We start from the raw sequence: 21,582 nt of genomic DNA, 5'->3' as shown, positions 1-21,582 counted from the left end.
CATGCCGTCATTGCGAGGCACGAAGCAATCTCTTTTTCAATATGTCATCGCTTTAGGATTGCTTCGGTCCTCGCAATGACGTGGTGTTTAAACTCTTGCTTTCACGTCCTGGTTCGTGTCTCCACGAACCAATTTTATGTTTTCGTTTCGTGAGGACACGAACCGAGGCAAATGCACCGAGGGGAAAATTATTTCTCCTCCGTTACCGGAGCCTTTTCTATCGGCACAGCATAATTAGCAATACCATAATTTTGTTGCTGACTTTTAACCGGCTCTTTAATGTGCCATTCAAATTCATCTCTAAAATGACGGATTGCACTCGCCACTGGCCATGCTGCTGCATCACCTAATGGACAAATGGTATTACCTTCTATTTTACGTTGAATATCCCAAAGCAAATCCACATCACTCATCGTTCCATGACCATGCTCGATTTTATGCAACACTTTTTCCATCCATCCTGTACCTTCACGGCAAGGTGAACATTGTCCGCAACTTTCGTGATGATAAAAACGAGAGAAATTCCAGGTATTACGAACCATACACTGATCTTCATCAAAAGCAATAAAACCACCCGAACCCATCATGGTTCCCGTAGCAAATCCACCTTCTGATAACGATTCATAACTCATTAAACGAGGTTCGCCATTAGCATACTTTAAAGTTAAATTAGCTGGTAAAACCGGAACAGATGAGCCACCTGCAACCGTTGCTTTTAGGCGTTTACCATTTGCAATACCACCACAGTATTCATCAGAATAGATAAATTCTTCCACTGGTAAACCCAATTCAATTTCATAAACACCTGGCTTTACTAAATTACCTGATGCTGATATTAATTTTGTACCCGTACTTCTACCGATACCTATTTTTGCATATTCATCGCCACCATCGTTAATAATGGGTACCACTGCAGCAATCGACTCTACGTTATTTACTACCGTTGGGCAACCATATAAACCTGCGATTGCAGGGAATGGTGGTTTAATTCTTGGATTACCTCTTTTACCTTCAAGCGATTCTAACAAAGCAGTTTCTTCACCGCAAATGTAAGCACCACCACCCGGTTGAACATATAATTCTAAATCGTAACCTGTTCCTAAAATGTTTTTACCTAACCATCCTGCAGCTTTTGCTTCAGCAATTGCTCTTTCCAGGATACGGATTTGAGGCATCATCTCTCCACGAACGTAGATGTATGAAACCTTTGCACCCAAAGCAAAACTGGCAACAATCATTCCCTCAATTAAAGCATGAGGAATGTAAGTCATTAGGTAACGGTCTTTGAAAGTTCCTGGCTCAGACTCATCAGCATTACAAACCAAATAGCGTGCAACTCCTTCTGGTTTAGCCAAAAAGCTCCATTTCATCCCTGTAGGGAAACCCGCACCACCACGACCGCGTAAGCCTGATTTCTTAACTTCTTCAACAATCTCTTCAGGTGTTAAAGTTTTAAGGGCTTTTTCCACGGCACGGTACCCGCCTTTTTGGCGATAGACTTCAAGTGTATTGATGCCTGGTACGTTTATATGCTCAAGTAGCAGTTTTCGAGACATTTTAATTAGTCTATAGTCTGTAGTCTATAGTCTATAGTCCAAGAATCATAAAGACTCCCGACTTCAGACTTTTAACTTAGGACTTAATTTTCAAATCTTCAATCAATTTATCTACACTATCGGTAGTTAGGTTTTCGTAAAAAGTATATTCCGGGCTAATTTGCAACACCGGTCCGAAACCACAAGCAGCCAAACATTCAACGCCTCTAAAGCTGAATAAACCATCTGCTGTAACTTCACCCTCTTTAACACCTAACTTAGCTTCTAAGTGGTCTAATATTTTTTCTGCACCAACCAGGCAGCAAGGACCAGTACGGCAAACCTCTAAAGCATATTTACCTTGTGGTTTTAAGAAGTACATGGTATAAAAAGTTGCTACTTCATAAACTTCAATCGGCTGAATGTTTAAATATTCGGCCACTTGGTCCATTGCTGATGTAGGTACCCAAAGAAATTCTGCCTGTACCAAATGCAATAATGGTAGCAAAGCTGATTTTTCTTTCCCTTCAGGGTAACGACTTTTAACATCGTCAAATTTGGCAAGCAATTCTGACGAAAATTGTACAGGTGTTTGTTCTTCTACTTTAAGCATCTAATTCTCCTGCAATAATATTCATACTACTCATGTTGATAATGGCATCAGACAATAGCATGCCTTCGCTCATTGGTGCAAACATTTGGTAATTTATAAAACTTGGTCTGCGGAAGTGTAAACGATAAGGCGTACGGCCACCATCATTAATCAGATAGAAACCCAACTCGCCATTCCCGCCTTCTACAGCATGATAAACTTCTGCCTTTGGAGCGTCAATTTCACCCATCACAATTTTAAAGTGATAGATTAATGCTTCCATATTGTTGTAAACTTCTTGTTTTGGAGGAAGATAAAACTCAGGAACATCAGCATGGAAAATGCCTTTTTCTTCTGTTTTCAACTTCACTAGCGCTTGTTCGATAATGCGCAAACTTTGCCACATTTCTTCGTTACGCACCAAATATCTGTCGTAAATATCGCCACTTGTACCTACCGGGATCTCGAAATCAAAATCTTGGTATGACGAATATGGGTCAGCTACGCGAACATCATAATCTACACCAGCAGCACGAAGTAATGGACCAGTCCAGCTATATTCTAAAGCTGCTTCCTTAGTTACCTCAGCAACACCAGCGGTTCTGTCGATGAAAATACGGTTACGGGTTAAAAGATTTTCAAACTCCTTTAAAGCAACAGGAAACTCTTTTAAAAATTTATTGATTTTCGCAAAGGCGATATCGTTGAAATCTCTTTCAAAACCGCCTATACGACCAATATTTGTTGTTAAACGGGCACCACAAACCTCTTCAAAGATTTCGTAAATGTGTTCACGGAATTGGAAAAGGTAAAGGAAAGTTGTTGTTGCTCCTGTATCCTGACCAATAATTGTATTACAAATAATATGGTCGGCGATACGAGAAAGCTCCATGATAATCACGCGAAGATAATCTACACGTTTTGGCATCTGGATATTTAACAATTTCTCAACCGTCATGTGCCACCCCATATTATTAATAGGCGATGAACAGTAATTTAAACGGTCGGTTAATGGTGTAATTTGATAAAACGGGCGGTGCTCGGCAATCTTTTCGAAAGCACGGTGAATGTACCCAATTGTAGAAACGCCGCTCACAATACGTTCGCCATCTAACTGCAAAACATTTTGAAAAACGCCGTGTGTTGCAGGGTGCGTTGGACCTAAGTTTAAGGTTACCAGCTCACTTTGCGGGTCGTTATCTGTATATACCGGATGGTTATGATTCATATAAATTACCTTCCAAAAAATTCGTCCTTTTTATCAACTCTATTTGGGTCTTCCAATGGATATTGTTTTAACATCGGGTGAACACCTAAATCATCCATATTTAAAATGCGGCGTAAATCAGGGTGACCTTCAAATTTAACTCCAAACAAATCATACGTTTCACGCTCCATCCAGTTTGCACCTTTCCAAACTGTTGTTGCCGTTGGGATGGTTGGATTTTGCTCTGAAATAAAAACCTTTACTCTAATCCTAACACGTTCTACCATATTATTTAAATGGTAAACTACAGCAATACCGTGGTCTTTACCTGGGTAGTGAACTGCAGTAATATCAGTTAAGAAGTTAAATTTTAATTCTTCTTTAAGATGCGAAAGCACATTGATGATAACATCTTTATAAGTTACAAAAGTTAACAAACCATAAGGCTCAGAAACAGCAGTAACTTTTTCACCGAACTTTTCAGTCAGCTTAACGTGGATGTCGTTATTTAGTGTCGTTTCTTCCATTATTTAATGCCGTATTGACCTAAAAGTTCTTTGTAATAATCAGAGTTTCTTCTTCTGCCAGATTCGTTTTTAACCAAATCCTGAATACGCTGGAAGCCGTCTAAAATAGCTTCTGGTCTTGGTGGGCAGCCTGGAACATAAACATCCACAGGAATAACTTCATCAATACCTTGTAATACAGAATAAGTATCGAAAATACCACCACTACTTGCACAAGCACCAACAGCCATTACCCAACGTGGCTCTGCCATTTGGATATAAACCTGCTTAAGTACCGGAGCCATCTTTTTAGCGATAGTTCCCATAACCATTAAAACATCAGCCTGACGTGGAGAAAAACTCAAACGCTCTGCACCAAAACGACCTAAATCGTAATGAGAACCCATGGTTGCCATAAACTCGATTCCACAACAAGACGTTGCAAACGGCAGAGGCCATAATGAATTTGAACGAGCCAAACCAATCACTTTATCTAAAGAAGTGGCAAAATAGCCAGGTCCTTCGGTTCCTGGAGGCGCATCAACTATATTAATTTCACTCATGTTTATAAACAAAAAATGCTCACCCTTTTACAGAATGAGCAACAAATTTACAATATTTAAAAGGCAATTAAACTAGCTTAGCTTGATTTAGAACCTTTCTAAATTAGTCAAAAACTTCCTTAGTAAGTGTAATTGATACACGCCTAATTCCAGTCTAAAACTTTTTTCTTGATTACATAAATAAATCCTAACAATAATGTTCCCATAAAGATGAACATTTCAATCATTCCGTCCATTTTAAGTTCGCGAAAATTTACTGCCCATGGATACATGAAGATAACTTCGATATCGAACAATACAAAAAGGATGGCTACAACAAAATATTTAATGGAAAACGGCTGACGAGCATTACCAATACTTTTAACACCTGCCTCAAAAACTTCAAGTTTATCGCTTGTTTTACGTTTCGGACCTAAAAAGTGTGTAGCAACCAATGTGGTTACAACAAAACCTAAAGCAACAATTACTTGAAATATAATTGGTAAAAAATCTATTGAGGTACTTTGCGCTTGCATAATTATTATTTTCTGATGCAAAAGTAAAAGAAAAAGGCAGAGTAACCAAACTCTGCCTTTTCTAAATTATTTAACTGTTGTAATTATTTACCTTTTCCTTTTGGAGCCGGAGCAGCTAGTTCTTTTAATTTAGCCGCAGCAAAAGTTCCAGTTGGATAAACCGCTACACTTTTATCGAAATATTCTTTAGCTTTTGCTTTATCCGAATTGAAATAATAGCCACCTAAGTTATCATATGCTTCAGATAACTTCTTAGCATTTGGTGTTACCAACTCTGGTTTTTCAGTAACTTTTTTAACGAATGTTTCGAAAAACGGTACCGCTAAACCTTTAGGAGCTTTCTCGTCATCTAACAAGTTATTAATTCTTGCCCGATAAAGATATGCATCAGTTGTTTCTGGAGCTAATTGAGCCACTTTAGCAATAGATGAGTCAGCTTTTACTAATAAGTCTTTCGATGGATTTTTCTTAGCCGAATATTGAGTTGCGTACTCAAAGTAGTATGCTAAACCATTGTAAAAATAGCTATACAAAACGCCTTTTCCGTTGGGACTAGCAGCAATTACTTTATCATAAATCTGAGCTGATTTCGCATATTTTTTAGCATCAAAGAAAGTTTTTGCAACTTCAGCTAAAGCATCCGTATTACTAGAATCTTTCTCAACTGCTTTAGTAATATTGATTAAAGCTAAACTGTCCTGTCCACCTTTTAATTGCGCTTTTCCTAAATAAAGATAATCAAAGCCTAATAGTTTCGATGTATCTTTTTGCTTAGCAAAATACTCAGTCATGTTAGTTAAAGCCTGAGGATAGTTTTTATTCTCATAAGCAGACCAACCTTTCAATCTTGAAACGATAACACCTTTTGGATCGTTAGCAGGAACTTGAATTGCTGATGCAACTTGCTCTAATGCCTGGAAATCTTTAGCATAGAATAAAAATTGCATATAACGTAACTGAGACTCTAAAGATTTATCAGTTAAGTCCATATACTTTTTATAAAGTTCTACACCTTTAGCTGCTTTTTCTTTATCTGCACCAAAGCTACTCCACTGTAAGTATAACTCACCTAATTCGCGGTAAGCCGGACCATAGTTTGCATCAGCAGCAATTACTTTATTTAATTCTGCCTCTCCTTCTGGAAACGAACGTGCTTCTTTGTACATTTTACCAACCTGAGTTCCAGCTCTTCTGTTTGTTGGATCGATATCAGCTACACGGAAATATGGGCCAATGGCTTCAGAATTTTTCTTCTGCAATGCATAAGCATCACCTAAACTAATAAATACTTCAGCATCTTTATCTTTAGCATCTAATTCATCAGCTTTAGTTAAATTAGTTATCGCATTTGCGAAATCTGGTTTCGAAACATCTTCACTAGGTTTATCCTGTGCTAAATATGCTTTACCAATAGCTAAATATGTTTTGTAATCCTTAGGCGCAACTGAAACTGCTTTATCAAAATTTGTTTTTGCAGACGCAGCATTGTTGGATAATATGTCTGCCTGACCTAAACCTGCAAAATTAGAAGCATTTTTCGGATCAGCAGTTGTTCCTTTAGTAAATACAGCTCTTGCCGAATCAATGTATCCGGTTCTTAAATATACCAAGCCTAGGTTATAAAAATTATCACCATTAGACGCTTGAGAGTTTACTAATGTTTTAAGCATTGATGTTGCCTTTTGGTATTGTTCGGCATCGATCGCTTTTTTCGCGTCGTTTAAACTTTGAGCAAAAACTGCAGAACCCATCAACACCAAACCTACATTTAAGGTTATTGCTTTCTTTAAAATTTTCATAGTTCTTTTTTTGTTTTTTTAATGGTTGTAAAGTTTACATAAACTAATGCAAAGCTTCATCTGATATTCTTTTTTATTTGATTGCTTGTAGCAATCGTGGTTCAATTTATTATTTTTTTGTTATGTTGAGCTCTCTCGGCATTAATTTATGTGGCGCCAGTTCAGATTTCAGTACAATTAACTGTCCTCTTTGACTCCTTAACCATGTTGCAAATCCTGTGCCTAAACCACCCCTACCTTCACAATCTATAATATTAATATTCCTCAAAAGCGGATAAACACCATCAATTAAATTTAATTGAGTGGGTTTATAATATTTATCATCACCCGGACTTCCTTTTAAATTCTTAACCCCAAGTGTTTTAATTTTACTACCATTCTTAAGCATAATGGGATTCTTTTCTGAAAGCCAGTTAACGCCTAAAATACCAATAAAACTTTTATCTTCAGCTATAAGGTTAATTACCTCAGTGCTTGAATTTTTAGAATACACACCTTTTTGGGGAAACTGACTGATATTAGCCAGTTGTTTAAAGTACTTAAAAGTACTGGAATAAGCGTTATCAAATACCAATTTCTTACCCGAATCCTTGCCCTGCAATATATCAATAATTTCTTTAACGTTAATTACACTATCAATATTGTCTGCATTAGTAATTAATGCAATTCCATCAACTGCAAAACGCGAAGTATTGATTTTAATCTTACGCTGATTATAATATTTCTCCTCCTGCTTAGTCAGCATTCTAGGTAAAACAATAACCCTTACACTATCATTTAAAAAGGCTGGCAATAATTTTTCTTCAGGTTTTACTGTAGTTATAAAAGTCGCCTGCGGATAATCCATTCTAAAAATATCAATCTCTTCCTGAACAATTGGTCCGACAGTTTCATCAACTAATATTTTTAAAGTTCCGCTTGTCCTGGTTTCTTTAACTTCATGTTCATTTTTATTGCGATTACACGAAGAAAAAGTAAATAAAGCCAGTAATAATATTAAGATATTTCTCATTGATTTTAATCTCGTCTTCCTAAGCTTAATAATCTGATAAATGCATAAACAATAAGAAATATTCCAATTGCAACTTTGTATGGGTACGAAATATTTAAAGGCAAACCTTTCCAAAAGATACATGCTAAACCTATAACTAGATAAAACACGAACATGATAAGGCCTAAAATGAGCAAAAACCGCTGTTTAGGCGATTTTTGCTTAAAAATATCAAAATTTAACATTTTAATTGCTAAGTGTAAAGTTTACTTGGATATTGTACTTTACCCTAACCGGTTTACCATTCTGAATACCTGGAACCCAACGCTTACTTGCTTTAAGTACACGCACAGCTTCCTCGTTAGTACCACTACCTGGACCGCGAATAACTTGAATATCAGTTAATGAACCATCTCTCTCTACTACGAAAGATAATGAAACTTTACCCTGAACGTTATTTTCCTGTGCCATTGGCGGGTATTTGATTGCGCCTCCTAAGTATTTGTAGAATGCAGCCATACCACCTGGATATTCAGGAACCTTTTCGATACTAACGAAGTCATAAACTTTATTATCATCAACTGCTACCGCAGCTTCTCTTTTTGGTCCTTCACCTACAGGTTCTGCGATAACGATATCAGCAGTTGGGTCACCTTTAATATCTTTCTGTCCTGGGTCAGCTTCCTTCAGTTTTTCAACAGTAGGTGGTTCATCCTGAACTTCAATATCCGGTTTTACAATCGGAGGTGGCATTTTTACCTGATCCACTTTTGGTGGTGGTGGCTCTACCGGTGGCGGTGGAGGTGTTTCCGGATTAACCGGAGGTGGCGGCGTAAGTACTACTTCTTGTGCAAGTTCTTCTTTTTCTTCTGGCAATGAACCTTTAATAAGGCTGTAAAGCTTTGGAGAGAAAAATAACACCAGAAATACTACAGAGCCATAAATTAGTGCCTTTGTGGTATTAGCCGGAGAGCTCTTACGTAATTCGTAAGCACCATAGTTTTTGTTTTTACCCTCAAAAACTACTTCCAGCCATTCCTTTCTAAATATATCTAATTTCGACATGATTACTGGTTTTAATAATTATAAAATACCTTGTTCTTTCATGAATTGTTTTTCATTATCAAGGATATTGTCATCGTCAATCTGACGAGCTCTAACCTTTAAAATTTCCAATTCATCCATCATATCAACAAAGTTCTGAAAAGTAGAGCCTGTAGTTGGTTTAACCAACACAACAAAAGGATCTTTTTCCGTTTCATTTGAACCTTTTTTATTCTTGATGATTGATGCTTCAATCGCTTGCAATGATTCAATTGTTGGAGCGCTTTCTCCAGCCTCACCCATATACCATGCAACTTTATTGTTCTTACCTAACAAAATTGTCATGGTTTTAGAAGCTTTAAGCGCCAATCTGTTCTCTGGCAAATTTTCTTCTTTATCCGGCTTAGTGATATCCATCGCTTGTGGTGTAGATATACTAGTTGTTAAGATAAAGAAAGTTACCAAAAGAAACATTAAATCCACCATCGGAGTCATATCAACCCTAGGTGTGGCTTTCTTCCCGCCTGTGTTTAATTCTGCCATTTCTTATTTTCTTGGTGCTTCGGAGTTTGTAACTAACAAAAATTTATTAACCTTTTGTTTTTGCAAAACATCGATAACTTTTTTAACTACCGGATATTCTTCTTTCGCATCGCCTTTAATACTTACACGCATTGCTGCGCCATTAAGTTCTTGTGTAGCTTTACGAGCATTTAATACCCATGAATTTAATTGATTATCTGTCGAATCTGTAGGGATACCTGGTTGTGCACCTGGTTTCATACGATCTGCTCCAGACATACCGATAAATTGTTTAAGATTTGAAACAGGAACGCCGAATGAGCCAACTACAGAAAATCTGGTAATCTCATCAGGAGTGAAAGTAACTTTATACTGTTCTCCCATTAATTGCAACGTTCTTGCCCTTACTTTTTGTCCTGCTACTTCAAAGAAAACCTTGCCTTGCCCGATTGTTAAAATCGCGTTGTTTTCGGCAGGCACCTTAAATACATAAGTAGATGAAGGTGTTGATACCGCTAAAGGTTCAGGTTGCTTAGCCGTAGCAGTTAATATGAAGAACGTAAGTAACAGTGCAGCTACGTCGCACATGGCGGTCATATCTGTTACCGTACTGGTTCTTTTAACTTTAATTCTAGGCATAATATTTAATACTTTTTAATAATGATGATCTTTTTTCCGGTTTTCCATAAAGCCGGTAAAAATTATTTTCATTTTTTTTTATTTATGCGTAGAAGCATAAGTTTGAACGATGCTGAAACCAGCCTCATCAATAGCATAAGTTAACTTGTCAATTTTTGAAGTTAAGATGTTATACATGATGATCGCTAAAGTAGAAACAGAGATACCTGTCATTGTGTTGATAAGTGCCTCAGAGATACCTACCGCTAATGCAGCCTGATCTGGAGCACCTGAGTTAGCTAAACCAGCGAATGCACGAATCATACCTGTTACTGTACCTAATAAACCGATTAACGTACCGATTGATACTAAAGTAGCAATGATGGTTAAGTTTTGCTCTAACATTGGCATTTCTAAAGCAGTAGCTTCTTCAACTTCTTTTTGGATAGCAACGATTGATTGCTCAACATCCATATTAGTATCAGCTTCTACTTCGCTATATTTTTTCAAACCTGATTTAATTACTGCTGCAACTGAACCTTGTTGTTTGTCGCACTCAGCTTTAGCAGCTTCGATGTTACCTGAATTTAATAAACCTTTTACTTTGATGATGAAAGTATCTAAGCTTGTTTTTCCGCTTGCTTTACCAATTACGATTAAACGCTCGATAGAGAAAACGATTGTAGTTAATAATAAACCGATTAATACTGCAACGATAGGTCCACCTTTGTAAGCTGTACCTGGATAGTTATTAGGTAATGGCAGGTTTTCATTGTTATTATCGATAAAGTTTGATGGATCTCCTAATACAAATTTCCAGATAACAAATCCAATAACGATACAAATTGGAATAACTAATGTTGCAAATACATTTGAAGCACTTGAAGAGCTCTCTTTTTTAACAGTTGTTGGTTTTGGTGCGTTTGCCATTTTTTTGATTTTTAGTTTTAGTTCTTGTTTTTAATTTTTTTAGCTGTTTTTTCTTTTACTATTACCACAACGTAGGCCTAGCCGATTTTGTTGCGAAAACAAATTTATAAATTGATTTTAAATTACAAATTAATAAATCAATAAACAATTAAATCGTTACTTAAATTTTTAGTTCACGGCTTAATCCTATATGGCATATAACAAAAAAATTGCCTCAGCCGGAGGCAATTCTTTCACAATAAAAACTAAAAAAAAATCGAATTGCAAATTTTTTAGGGAAAAAATGCATTTAAACCCACATTTAACACATTTTTAAGGGTTCTTCTTCCCTTTTTTGAACTTTTGCCTCCTCAAACTGCTCAAAATTTCTCTTAAACGCTTCTGACAGTTCGTAAGCTTTTAAAAAATATTCTTCCTGATTACTCCATGTTTTAGATGGGTCTAAAACATCGTCTGGAACGTTAACGCAATGTAAAGGCATTGTTAAATTAAAAACATGGTGGGTTTTATAGTTATTATGATCTAAATCTCCGTTTATTGCTGCCTTAATCATCGCTCTTGTATAAGCCAGTTTCATCCGCCTACCTACGCCGTAAGGTCCGCCAGTCCAGCCCGTGTTTACCAACCATACATTAACTTTTTCCTGCTGCATTTTCTTTCCAAGCAAATCAGCATATCTTGATGGGTGTAATGGTAAAAATGCTTTTCCAAAACATGCAGAGAAAGTAAGTTGAGGTTCTGTTATTCCGGCTTCGGTTCCGGCAACTTTTGCTGTATAGCCACTCATAAAATGAAACATAGCCTGCTCTACATTTAATCTCGATATTGGCGGCAAAACCCCGAAAGCATCAGCTGTTAAGAAAAAGATATTCTTTGGTGTTGAAGCAACCGACGGTAAAATCGCATTATTAATAAAGTTTATTGGGTAAGCAACTCTAGTATTTTCGGTTTTTTCGATGTTAGAAAAATCAACGTCGTTTGTGCCAGGAAAATAATTAATGTTCTCTAGTAATGAACCATGTTTAATCGCATTATAAATCTGTGGTTCCTTTTCCAGCGTTAAATCGACACATTTTGCATAGCAACCGCCTTCAAAATTGAAAATAGAATTTTCGCTCCATCCATGTTCATCATCTCCAATTAGTGCTCTTTCGGGATCTGCAGACAATGTAGTTTTGCCTGTACCTGATAAACCAAAAAAGATTGCAGTATCGCCACCCATACCAACATTTGCAGAGCAATGCATAGAAAGCGTATTCTTATAAACCGGAAGAATAAAGTTTAGAACTGAAAAAATCCCTTTTTTAATTTCGCCAGTGTAACCTGTTCCTCCAATAATAATCATCTTTTTAGTGAAGTTAATTATAGAGAAGTTTTCTTGTCTGGTACCATCCAATTCAGGTACAGCCAGAAAGCCAGGTGCGGCAATGATTGTCCACTCGGGTGTTAAACCTAAATCTTCATGCGCTGGGCGAATAAATAAGTTATTGGCAAAGAGATTTTGGTACGCTGTTTCTGTTATAACACGAATAGAAATACTATAATCGGAACTTGCGCATGCGGCACAATCCCTAACGTAAAAATCTTTTTGATTTAAGTAGGAGGTTAGTTTTTCAAATAAATTATCAAAGTTTTCGGGCTTGAATTTAATGTTAATATCGCCCCACCAAACTTCGTTTTCTGTAATATCATCGCAAACTATAAATCTATCTTTAGGAGAACGACCAGTAAATTTCCCGGTATCAACGGCAAGTGCGCCCGAAGAGGCGAGCGTTCCTTCTCCATTTTTTAAAGATTCTTCAATGAGTTCAGCCGCAGACAATTGATATTTAACATCCAAACCGGCTTTCAGATTTAAATAGCTTAAATCTGGCGTTTGCAATCCTTTTTTGCTCATAACAATAAGTTAGTTAGTGCAACAAAGGTATGCAGATAAAATGCAAAAAAACCAATTTTACTTAGTCTTTTTTTACATATTGTAGTCTATACACTATGATTCAATAATCTGAAAATCAATAATTTAAATCGATTTATCAAAGCATAAATTTTTAACAAAAAATACACTAAGTCATTGTTTAACCGCCTGCTTTTTTCGCTTTATATCCATCCTTTTGTAAAATACCCATCACCTTATCCCTTACATCTCCCTGAATTAGGATTTCACCATCCTTTACTGAACCTCCAACACCACATTTATTTTTGAGTAATTTGCCCAAAGCTTCCAGGTCTTCATTTTTCCCTTTAAAACCAGTTATTAGGGTTACGGCTTTACCGCCTCTGTTTTTTTTATCGAGCATTATCCTTAAATCCTGCTGCTGATTTGGTGCAGTTACGGTATCATCCAATTCTTGCTCAAATTCAAAATCAGGGTTTGTAGAAAACATAATTCCACCCAAATCGCTTAAACTATTTTTTTTCGATTTCATATTACAAACTGAAATAAACTAAGGAACAATAACTTTTAAGGATAATGGTTTTACTAAAACCTCAATTTCCTTTCCCATACGTAAAGGCTCTCCGTCTACATGAACCGGACCATCATTTTCACGAACGATTTTGATATTTTTACCTTTAATAATCTCGATTAAATCTGAGGTTTCTGCCTTACCCTTAAATAAAACATAACTCAAAGCAGGCAATTTTAGTATAGAGAAAGGCTTAATGATGCAAACATCCAGCAAACCATCTTTTACTGATGCATTTGGAGAAATGTAAACATTGTTACCATATTGAGACGAATTAGCCACACTAACCGCAAAGGCCTTTCTTTGATATTCAACGCCATCAATATTTAGGTGATAGGTTTCTGTTTTATAACTCAAAACCTCTTTTAACGCCAACTTCATGTAGCCAGCCAAGCCACGTTTTTTATCATGAGAAAATGCAGCACTCAAATGTGCATCAAAACCTATACCTGCAATGTTAAAAAAACATTTATTGTTAAAACTTGCGGTGTCAATTTCGTCCGTTTTTAATTGATTTAAAAGCAAAATTGCATCTTTTAAATTTTGCGGAATGTTTAGAAACCTAGCCAAACCATTTCCTGAACCTAAAGGAAGTACACCTAAAATTTTATTGTGTTGCATAACTTTTGATGCAACTTCATTTATGGTTCCATCACCACCGGCTGCGACAATAACCTCAAAATTTTTAGCAATTGCTTCCTCAACAATTTCGGTAGCATGACCAACATATTCTGTTAAACGAAAATTAGCGTTGAATTTCTCCTTATCCAAATATTTATCAATAAGTGCCGGAATACGCGTTTTAGCCTTACCCCCGGAAATTGGATTGATGACGAATAAAATGTTAGTTTTGAGTTGCAAAGCTTGAGAATGAGGACACAAAAATAATCTATAATTTCTTGAAATAAAGAAAATATGCTAATTTTGCAACATTAAAAGTGGATTGATTTGCGATGTTCTGAAAAATGAACGGGATTGCAACCACTCAAAAAAAAGTGCTAATACCTTCCTAAATTCAAATGAACCTGTTTTCAGGGAATTTTAGCACTTATTAAATTGTTTATTTTCATCTTTAAATTTTTTAATAAATGTCATATTTATTTACATCAGAATCTGTATCTGAAGGTCATCCGGATAAAATTGCCGATCAAATTTCGGATGCATTAATTGATAACTTTTTAGCTTTCGATGCTGAATCGAAGGTTGCATGTGAAACCTTAGTAACTACAGGACAGGTTATTTTGGCTGGAGAGGTTAAATCTAAAACCTATTTAGATGTTCAGCAAATTGCCCGTGATGTAATCAAAAAAATTGGCTACACTAAAAGCGAATATATGTTCGAGGCAAATTCTTGCGGTATTTTATCTGCAATCCACGAGCAATCTCAGGATATTAACCAAGGTGTAGATAGAGCCAGTAAAGAAGAGCAAGGCGCAGGCGACCAAGGTATGATGTTTGGTTATGCAACTAACGAAACAGAAAACTATATGCCATTGGCACTAGATTTATCTCATGCACTTTTAATAGAATTGGCTAATTTAAGGAGAGAAAATAATGAGATTACTTATTTGCGCCCTGATGCTAAATCTCAGGTAACATTAGAATATTCTGACGATAATAAACCTCAAAGAATTGATGCTATTGTAATTTCTACACAGCATGATGATTTTGTTAAGCCTGCTTCAGCTTCAAAAGAAGATAAGGATAGTGCAAACGAGGAAATGTTAACTAAAATTAAAAGCGATTTAGTTTCAATCTTAATTCCAAGAATTAAAGCTAAATATCCTCAATACGCACATTTGTTTAACGATGAGATTACCTACCACATTAACCCAACTGGTGTTTTTGTTATCGGTGGTCCGCATGGCGATACCGGATTAACAGGTAGAAAAATTATTGTTGATACTTATGGTGGAAAGGGCGCTCACGGCGGTGGTGCTTTCTCTGGTAAAGATCCGAGTAAAGTAGATAGAAGTGCTGCTTATGCAACTCGTCACATCGCTAAAAATTTAGTTGCTGCAGGTTTAGCTGATGAAGTTTTAGTTCAGGTAAGTTATGCAATTGGTGTAGCAAAGCCTACATCTATAAACGTTGTTACTTATGGTACTTCTAAAGTTGATTTAACGGATGGTGAAATCAGCAAAAAAGTAGAATCTATTTTTGATATGCGCCCATATTTTATCGAACAACGTTTAAAATTGAGAAACCCAATTTATAGTGAAACAGCTGCTTACGGCCACATGGGTAGAAAACCTGAAACTGTAAATAAAACTTTTAGAACACCAAACGGCGAAGAAAAAAGTGTAACTGTAGAATTATTTACCTGGGAAAAATTAGATTTCGTAGATAAAGTTAAAGCTGCATTTGGCATTTAATTCAAATACATAAAATTGAAAAGCCCGAAATTAATTTCGGGCTTTTTTTATGCGTACGCCTACTACATTGGGTGCTATAATCTTTGTACCATCATATCTTTTTCGACCTATTAACCGCCGATTTTAGTCGCACTTTGTTCGGGCTGAATTGTCACAAGTCCGAATCAACTCCGAACCAAATGCGACTTAAGGCCGACTTAGTAGTTATGATTGTATCAAGAGTTGTCCTTTGTTTGTTTATCAATTCTTAAAGGCATTTTGTTTGCAGAAAGTCTATTTCGTTTTCTCGTCATTCTCGCGAAGGCGGGAATCTTAAAGCACTAAATAAATCGCTTTAGGATTCTCAATTAAATTGGGAATGACGGCAGTTCAAGATAGAACTTACCAATAAAGCAAAACAAATGTACTTGATACAGCCTCTTTTATATTTTTATAATCCTTTACTCTCAAAAAAGCTTTCTTCTTTTTTAGAAATTTGTTCATCATCAATCGAATAAGATTTTACGCCTAAAATCTTCATTTCATCAATTACATCAATCAAATCTTTATAACTTGATGTTTTGGTAGGTTTGATAATCACAATCATAAATTTATTAGCATTGTTATGATGATATTTTGCAATTTCCCTTCTAGTAGATGTAATAACATTTCCTATTTCCCTTACCGATTTAAGCTTTATCGTTGCCTTTTCGGTTTCGCCTAAGTAATATGCAGCCATATTATTTTTACCAAGCAAAACCGTCATGGTTCTGGAGGCCGGATAAGGCTCGTTAACATCTGTAGGAATTGGTTTTGCTATATCAGCGGCTTTTATCTCTGATAGTGATGTGGTAAGCATGAAAAAGGTAGTGAGCAGGAACATCAAATCGACCATTGCTGTTAAATCTACTCTCGGAGCTACTTTTTTAGTTCTTCTTCCGGCAGCCTTGCCGCCATTAGAAATTTCGAGTGTTGCCATAGTTTTAGGTTTTTCTATTAGGATGACAACAAAAGCATAATTGCATAAAAAAAGGCGATAAAAAATCGCCTTTTAAATTTTTGGAGTAATTTTATTTGGATAATTCGATAACGCCACAACCCACTCTTGGACCTGAATTCCCGGTTGGTTGCGTAACATAATCATCAGTTCCACCGTGAACAATGATACCACGACCAATAATATTTTTAATATCGCCATCTTTAATGTTCCATCTATCTGTTGTTACCGATACAGAACCATGCCCCTTATCATCTAAAACAATATTTCCAATATCCCCAGAATGATAAGCAGAAGAACCCCATTTGCCATGGTTTTCCTTTGTCGGATTCCAATGTCCGTGGGTATTTTCACCCATATTACCACAATCTCCATGCTCATGGAAATGTACGGCTACGTTACTATCAGCTCTGCTGGCAAAATTAATTTCCAAATCCATTTTGATTTGCCCATCACTCAGTTCGTAAAATTTTGCTGTACCAATTGTTTTAGAATTATCCGCAGTTTCAGATAATGTTGCACTTGCAATCTGTTTTTCCGTTTTAGTACATGCGCTTAATAAAGCTAAGCCAGCAATTGATAGTGTTAGGATATATTTTTTCATTGTATCTAATAATTTAATTCTTACAAATAACAACCTGACTATCATTTGGTTTTACAATTGAATCATTTAGATAAAACCATTTCTTAGCCTACTTGTTTAAGTATTAACAAAAACTAAAAACTATGGAACAGCCAGATGCAATGAACACTTTGAGTCAAATTTTGGAGAAATTGAGGCTGAAAGGAAGAGATAACGAATTAAAAATGACCGACCATGGCAAAATGCAAAGCCAAAAAGGTAAAATCTATAAACCGGAAAATTTAACAATTGTTAAAACGTACCGATTTGAAGGTGATTCTGACCCAGGCGATAATTCGGTTCTTTACATTACTGAGGATTCGGACAAAGAGCTTGGATACATCTTAGATGCTTATGGTATTTACTCTGATAACATAGGATCTAGCTTTGATGATTTCTTAAAGAAAATACCTACGGCAGACAGAGATGAACAGGAGCTCTTTTGCTAGCAAGATACACTAACTATAACAACAAGAACTGGGCACGAGCAATCGTGCCTTTTTCTATTACAGGAAATTTTTATCTTTAAGCATTTATATTTCCTATAGCTAATCATCTACATTTTGAAAATTTTTAATATTATTTTCTGCCTGATTTTCATTCTCTCTGCAGCACTACAATACAACGACCCTGATCCTTACATATGGGTTCCTATCTATCTTTATGGCGCATGGTTTTGTTTTCAAGCTTTTAGGGGTAAATATTACCCAAAAGCCTATTTAGCTGGCATTTTAATTTACACTATTTATGCCCTTTATCTTTGGTTTGATAAAAGTGGTGTAATGAGTTGGTATAGCGAGCACAATGCAGAAAATATTGTTCAAAGCATGAAAGCTACTAAACCCTGGATTGAAGAAACCAGAGAATTTGGTGGACTTTTACTATTAATTATTGCATTGGGAATAAACTATTTCGTTTACAGAAAACCTTCTGCTACCCGGTTTTAGATAAAAGTGTGTGTTCAATTTTTTCTACCCAAGAAGCTTTTTTATCTAAAAGACTGACTGCGTAAGTAAGTAATACAAACGCAAAAATTGCAACTAAAAACGTTGCCATGATTTTATTGTTCGCCTCAATCTGGCGGTTTGTTCTTCCTTGTTCCATAAAATAGAGTTTTTTTTTAGAGTTAAGGAAGATTTTTTGAAAGCGTCAACCAGCCTTTACTCGATTTTATTAAACTCTAATTTCAACACTTTGTTTTGAAAAAAAGTATAAATCAAGTGAAAGTCGATGAGTGGTAGATTTAAGTAGATAACCTTAAGTTTAAACAGGCTTAATATTAAAGTGACATTTAAAATCAGTCATAAAGACTTTCATCCTAGAATCTCATTCTTCAAAACTTTTCAGTTTTAAAAAGGTTATCAGTTACAACTAAAAATGTACTAATTGGAAAATAAGAATGTTGCCATTTTAGGTGGTGGACCAAGTGGATTATTTATGTTCAAAAGATTAATTGAAGCGGAAAACACAGGCTTTATAATCGACATTTTTGAAAAAAACACACAACTCGGTGCTGGTATGCCGTATAGCACTTTAGGCGCTAACCAAGAACATATCACAAATGTATCTGGTAACGAAATACCAGATTTGGTAACGCCCGTAGCCGATTGGATACAAACTTTACCGAAAGAAATTCTTAAGAGATTCAGGATAGACCCCGAAAAATATAACGATTTCAAAGTGATGCCCCGCTTGCTTTTTGGCTTGTATTTGCAAAATCAGTTTGAACTTTTATTAGATATTGCCAAGCAGAAAGGTACTGAAGTAAATGTATTTTTAAACACTGAAGTAATAGACGTAATTGATATTCCTGAAATTAAAAAGACTGCTATAAAAACGGCTAACAATTTACAGATTGAATATAATTACGTTATAATTTGTACAGGTCACACCTGGCCAAAAAAACTTGAAGGTAAAGTTGCGGGCTACTTTGATTCACCATATCCTCCATCCAAACTTGAATTTAAGGCAAATCATCAAATCGCTATCAAGGGTTCTTCGCTAACCGCAATTGATGCCATAAGAACTTTGGCAAGAAGTAACGGAGATTTTAGCACAGACAATACCGGAAAAGCTTCTTTCAAATTAGATTCTGGTAGTCCGGATTTTAAAATGATTATGCATTCACGAAATGGGATGTTACCGGCAGTAAGGTTTCATTTAGAAGACCCACATTTACTAAAAGATGCTGTTTTGAGCAAAGCTGAGGTAGAAGCTAATATGCTTTTAAATGATGGGTTCTTATCTCTTGATTATGTTTTCGATAAAAATTTCAAACAACTTTTTAAAGATAAAGAGCCGGAGTTCTACGAAAAAATTAAAGACATTAATCTGGAAGAATTTGTAGATATGGCTATGAGTGTCAGGGAAAAAGTTGATCCATTTGTGCTTTTAAGAGCAGAATATCAGGAAGCGCAGAAATCTATAAAAAGACACGAATCGGTTTACTGGAAAGAGTTATTGGCTGTGTTGAGTTTTGCGATGAACTACCCAGCAAAGCATTTCTCTGCAGAGGATATGCTCAGGCTTAAAAGAAATTTGATGCCTTTAATTTCTATTGTTATTGCTTTTGTACCTCAAAGCTCGGTAGAGGAAATGCTTGCTTTGCATGAAGCTGGCGTACTAGATATTGTTTCTGTAGATGCAAACAGCAAAGAAGAGCCAACCAAAGAAGGTGGAGTTAATTATAATTATATTGATGAAAACGGAATTAATCAAAGCACCTATTTTAAAACTTTTGTAAATTGTGTTGGTCAACCACATTTATCATATACTGATTTTCCTTACCAAAGTTTATTAGAAGAAAAGATTGTTAGTCCGGCGAAACTAAAGTTTAGAAGTAAAAACGCCGCATTAGCCGAAATGGAAAATAGCGAGGAAAAGGTGAATCAACTTTCAGGCAATTATTATTTAAGTGTGCCGGGCTTGAGTATTAATGATAACTTTCAATTACTGGATAGTTATGGCGCATTGAATGAAAGAATTTACATTATGGCTGTTCCTTATATTGCTGGTTTTAACCCTGATTATTCGGGTTTAGATTTTGGAGAGAAAGCATCTTCAATTATTATAAAAAGTATTAATAAAAACTGAATTTGAATTGGCTTGTTAAACTGGCTGTAAAGTTAAATTGATAGTATATGACTGAATTATCCAACCCAAAACTTTTTATGCTCCTGTTAGGCTCAAAAGCCCCTAAAAGAAATGTAGAACAGCATGATTACTTTTTTGGTATTGCAAACACAATTAAAGAACTTGTTCCTCAAATTAAAGCATTTTGGCCAGAAGCAGGTTCAAGCATCCATATTGATGGATGGCGGGAAGTAAACGCTGTTGATGGTTATGAGGTTAAAGTTGTTCCACGGGGTGAAATCGCTGAAGTTTCTGAGCATAAATTATTTTTCATTAATCTCGGAGGCTATCAATCCAATAAACTAGAAGAGCAGCACTATGCAGTTTTAACGGTTCAAAATGATAGAGCACAAGCGGTTCAGGATGCGAAGAAAACAGTATTCTTTAAACAGAACACAATCAAAGGGGCAACATCGCACATTGATGATAAATATGGTATTGATGTGGATGATATTCATCGGGTTGATGACATTTTAGAAGCCAGCCAAAAAGAAAACTATCGCATACAAATTACGCCTTCAGCTAATCAACTTCCTGAAGATGAAATATATTTAGGGTATTTTAAGTTGGATAAGTTGTAGGCACAATACTACTGACGCTTTCTCATTTTATAAATTAGGTGGTAATAAACAATGGAAGAGCTTGAGAAAAAGCCAAAAATAAAGTAGAAGAGCTTTTCTAAAACTGAAGATAAAACAATCATTTTTAGCTGCTCTGTTAATTGAGCTGCATACAAGACAAAAACGCCTACAATTGCCGAAACAAAAAACATGTAGAAAAATATTTTTATTGCATTCATTCTATTACTTCTTGGCTTTATATTGACAGTAAATAATGGCAATAATACAATAAAGTACTACAGCATCCCAAACCAACATTGGTTTTGTGTGGAGCTGAGGATATTTAAAAATAAATCTTCCAATAATCAGAATCGCAAGAATTACGAGATGAATATTAAATCTCTTAATCCATTTATGGTAATTTTCCATTTGTTATGATAATTGTAAAATACTTTGGAAACAAAAAAGCCTCAACTTTTTCAAGTTAAGGCTTTTGTTGCGGAATGGACGGGACTCGAACCCGCGACCTCCTGCGTGACAGGCAGGCATTCTAACCAGCTGAACTACCACTCCTTTTTGTTTACTTTTTAAAAGTTTAAACCTCTTTCCCCTTTCGAGGTTGCAAATATA

General features: G+C 35.8%; 23 protein-coding genes and 1 tRNA gene. 5 read left to right on the top strand and 19 right to left on the bottom strand.

Annotation, left to right across the window (positions count from 1 at the left end):
• Nucleotides 1–188: 188 nt before the first annotated feature.
• The 15 genes from nuoF to ACO05K_RS17820 all read right to left on the bottom strand — a co-directional run bounded on the left by nuoF (nucleotide 189) and on the right by ACO05K_RS17820 (nucleotide 14,148).
• Nucleotides 189–1,556: an NADH-quinone oxidoreductase subunit NuoF gene (nuoF, locus tag ACO05K_RS17890; protein WP_421945774.1), complete on the bottom strand. Its 1,368-nt coding sequence runs from the start codon at nucleotides 1,554–1,556 to the stop codon at nucleotides 189–191.
• Nucleotides 1,557–1,632: 76 nt separating this feature from the next.
• Nucleotides 1,633–2,148: an NADH-quinone oxidoreductase subunit NuoE gene (gene nuoE, locus ACO05K_RS17885; RefSeq protein WP_421945773.1), complete on the bottom strand. Its 516-nt coding sequence runs from the start codon at nucleotides 2,146–2,148 to the stop codon at nucleotides 1,633–1,635.
• Nucleotides 2,141–3,355, bottom strand: a complete 1,215-nt coding sequence (locus ACO05K_RS17880; RefSeq protein ID WP_421945772.1) for an NADH-quinone oxidoreductase subunit D — start codon at nucleotides 3,353–3,355, stop codon at nucleotides 2,141–2,143. Before ACO05K_RS17880 ends, nuoE begins: the two co-directional genes overlap by 8 nt.
• A 5-nt stretch (nucleotides 3,356–3,360) precedes the next feature.
• Nucleotides 3,361–3,861 carry an NADH-quinone oxidoreductase subunit C gene (locus ACO05K_RS17875; protein ID WP_421945771.1) on the bottom strand — a complete coding sequence of 167 codons (501 nt, stop codon included), beginning with the start codon at nucleotides 3,859–3,861 and terminating at the stop codon, nucleotides 3,361–3,363.
• Entirely contained in the window at nucleotides 3,861–4,403 is a 543-nt protein-coding gene (locus ACO05K_RS17870) for an NADH-quinone oxidoreductase subunit B (protein ID WP_039472971.1), read from the bottom strand. The genes ACO05K_RS17875 and ACO05K_RS17870 overlap by 1 nt, the downstream gene beginning before the upstream one ends.
• 143 nt (nucleotides 4,404–4,546) lie before the next feature.
• Complete coding sequence (locus ACO05K_RS17865; protein WP_421945770.1) at nucleotides 4,547–4,918, bottom strand: NADH-quinone oxidoreductase subunit A; 372 nt, start codon at nucleotides 4,916–4,918, stop codon at nucleotides 4,547–4,549.
• An 83-nt stretch (nucleotides 4,919–5,001) separates the two neighbouring features.
• The gene (locus tag ACO05K_RS17860) at nucleotides 5,002–6,717 is read right to left on the bottom strand and encodes a hypothetical protein (RefSeq protein ID WP_421945769.1); all 1,716 of its coding nucleotides are present in this window, start codon (nucleotides 6,715–6,717) and stop codon (nucleotides 5,002–5,004) included.
• Between the two features lie 109 nt (nucleotides 6,718–6,826).
• The gene (locus ACO05K_RS17855; RefSeq protein WP_421945768.1) at nucleotides 6,827–7,729 is read right to left on the bottom strand and encodes a PstS family phosphate ABC transporter substrate-binding protein; all 903 of its coding nucleotides are present in this window, start codon (nucleotides 7,727–7,729) and stop codon (nucleotides 6,827–6,829) included.
• A gap of 225 nt (nucleotides 7,730–7,954) precedes the next feature.
• On the bottom strand, nucleotides 7,955–8,773 hold the full coding sequence (locus ACO05K_RS17850; protein WP_421945767.1) for an energy transducer TonB: 819 nt from the start codon (nucleotides 8,771–8,773) through the stop codon (nucleotides 7,955–7,957).
• An 18-nt stretch (nucleotides 8,774–8,791) separates the two neighbouring features.
• Nucleotides 8,792–9,295, bottom strand: a complete 504-nt coding sequence (locus ACO05K_RS17845; protein ID WP_421945766.1) for an ExbD/TolR family protein — start codon at nucleotides 9,293–9,295, stop codon at nucleotides 8,792–8,794.
• 3 nt (nucleotides 9,296–9,298) lie between these two features.
• The gene (locus ACO05K_RS17840; RefSeq protein ID WP_316735435.1) at nucleotides 9,299–9,913 is read right to left on the bottom strand and encodes a biopolymer transporter ExbD; all 615 of its coding nucleotides are present in this window, start codon (nucleotides 9,911–9,913) and stop codon (nucleotides 9,299–9,301) included.
• A gap of 78 nt (nucleotides 9,914–9,991) precedes the next feature.
• The gene (locus tag ACO05K_RS17835) at nucleotides 9,992–10,822 is read right to left on the bottom strand and encodes a MotA/TolQ/ExbB proton channel family protein (RefSeq protein WP_231458743.1); all 831 of its coding nucleotides are present in this window, start codon (nucleotides 10,820–10,822) and stop codon (nucleotides 9,992–9,994) included.
• 301 nt (nucleotides 10,823–11,123) lie between these two features.
• The gene (gene pckA, locus ACO05K_RS17830) at nucleotides 11,124–12,719 is read right to left on the bottom strand and encodes a phosphoenolpyruvate carboxykinase (ATP) (RefSeq protein WP_421945765.1); all 1,596 of its coding nucleotides are present in this window, start codon (nucleotides 12,717–12,719) and stop codon (nucleotides 11,124–11,126) included.
• 178 nt (nucleotides 12,720–12,897) lie between these two features.
• Nucleotides 12,898–13,248 (bottom strand): translation initiation factor, encoded by a 351-nt coding sequence (locus ACO05K_RS17825; protein WP_421945764.1) that lies wholly within the window; start codon nucleotides 13,246–13,248, stop codon nucleotides 12,898–12,900.
• An 18-nt stretch (nucleotides 13,249–13,266) separates the two neighbouring features.
• Nucleotides 13,267–14,148 carry a diacylglycerol/lipid kinase family protein gene (locus ACO05K_RS17820; RefSeq protein ID WP_421945763.1) on the bottom strand — a complete coding sequence of 294 codons (882 nt, stop codon included), beginning with the start codon at nucleotides 14,146–14,148 and terminating at the stop codon, nucleotides 13,267–13,269.
• A 227-nt stretch (nucleotides 14,149–14,375) separates the two neighbouring features.
• Between ACO05K_RS17820 and metK the strand changes: the two genes are divergently transcribed.
• Nucleotides 14,376–15,662: a methionine adenosyltransferase gene (metK, locus tag ACO05K_RS17815; RefSeq protein WP_421945762.1), complete on the top strand. Its 1,287-nt coding sequence runs from the start codon at nucleotides 14,376–14,378 to the stop codon at nucleotides 15,660–15,662.
• 430 nt (nucleotides 15,663–16,092) lie between these two features.
• On the opposite strand, the gene ACO05K_RS17810 is transcribed toward metK, so the two are convergent.
• Complete coding sequence (locus ACO05K_RS17810; RefSeq protein ID WP_421945761.1) at nucleotides 16,093–16,620, bottom strand: ExbD/TolR family protein; 528 nt, start codon at nucleotides 16,618–16,620, stop codon at nucleotides 16,093–16,095.
• Nucleotides 16,621–16,711: 91 nt separating this feature from the next.
• On the bottom strand, nucleotides 16,712–17,242 hold the full coding sequence (locus ACO05K_RS17805; protein ID WP_421945760.1) for a superoxide dismutase family protein: 531 nt from the start codon (nucleotides 17,240–17,242) through the stop codon (nucleotides 16,712–16,714).
• A gap of 122 nt (nucleotides 17,243–17,364) precedes the next feature.
• Here ACO05K_RS17805 and ACO05K_RS17800 point away from each other — a divergent pair, with 122 nt between their 5' ends.
• Entirely contained in the window at nucleotides 17,365–17,709 is a 345-nt protein-coding gene (locus ACO05K_RS17800) for a hypothetical protein (protein WP_421945759.1), read from the top strand.
• A gap of 114 nt (nucleotides 17,710–17,823) precedes the next feature.
• A complete protein-coding gene (locus ACO05K_RS17795) occupies nucleotides 17,824–18,207 on the top strand; it encodes a transmembrane 220 family protein (RefSeq protein WP_421945758.1) in 384 nt (127 codons plus the stop codon).
• On the opposite strand, the gene ACO05K_RS17790 is transcribed toward ACO05K_RS17795, so the two are convergent.
• On the bottom strand, nucleotides 18,194–18,364 hold the full coding sequence (locus ACO05K_RS17790; protein WP_421945757.1) for a hypothetical protein: 171 nt from the start codon (nucleotides 18,362–18,364) through the stop codon (nucleotides 18,194–18,196). The two genes, ACO05K_RS17795 and ACO05K_RS17790, sit on opposite strands and share 14 nt — an antisense overlap.
• A gap of 282 nt (nucleotides 18,365–18,646) precedes the next feature.
• Here ACO05K_RS17790 and ACO05K_RS17785 point away from each other — a divergent pair, with 282 nt between their 5' ends.
• A complete protein-coding gene (locus ACO05K_RS17785) occupies nucleotides 18,647–20,353 on the top strand; it encodes an FAD/NAD(P)-binding protein (protein WP_421945756.1) in 1,707 nt (568 codons plus the stop codon).
• Nucleotides 20,354–20,400: 47 nt separating this feature from the next.
• Nucleotides 20,401–20,973, top strand: coding sequence for a DUF1543 domain-containing protein (locus ACO05K_RS17780; RefSeq protein WP_421945755.1), 573 nt, complete (start codon nucleotides 20,401–20,403; stop codon nucleotides 20,971–20,973).
• 478 nt (nucleotides 20,974–21,451) lie between these two features.
• On the opposite strand, the gene ACO05K_RS17775 is transcribed toward ACO05K_RS17780, so the two are convergent.
• Nucleotides 21,452–21,525, bottom strand: a tRNA-Asp gene (locus tag ACO05K_RS17775).
• Nucleotides 21,526–21,582 lie beyond the last annotated feature (57 nt).

Source organism: Pedobacter sp. (genome assembly GCF_965227205.1).
GTDB lineage: Bacteria > Bacteroidota > Bacteroidia > Sphingobacteriales > Sphingobacteriaceae > Pedobacter.
The sequence above is the reverse complement of the archived record's forward strand: the minus strand, read 5'-3'. Positions and strand labels throughout refer to the sequence as shown.